This window comes from Desulfocurvus sp. DL1XJH-121, from assembly GCF_054819825.1.
Map to the genome: position 1 here is coordinate 1 of NZ_JBTVWW010000073.1, position 284 is coordinate 284.

Consider the following 284-nt stretch of genomic DNA (forward strand, 5'->3'; position numbering starts at 1 on the left):
GCGCCACGTGCCGTTCATGGACATCACCGGGCTGCAGACGCTGCAGGAAGTGATCGAGCAACTGCAGCGACGCGGCATCGAAGTGCGCTTGTGCGAGGCCAATGCACGGGTGCTCGGCAAGCTGCGCAAGGCAGGGGTGCTGGGGGAGATTGGGGCGGGGTATCACGCGGATTTCCCCTCGGCGTTGAGTGCGAGTGTCGCTTCCTGATCGAGCTTGGGTGCGTGTGCGAGCACCCTCTCCCCAGCCCTCTCCCTGAAGGGAGAGGGGACTGTTCGGAGCGAAG

The 284-nt window shown here is 65.1% G+C and carries 1 protein-coding gene; it reads left to right on the plus strand.

The features are described 5' to 3' along the window. On the plus strand, nt 1-208 hold a 208-nt coding region (locus ACYYG1_RS17360), incomplete at its 5' end, for a sodium-independent anion transporter (RefSeq protein ID WP_461211593.1). Between the last annotated feature and the right edge of the window lie 76 nt (nt 209-284).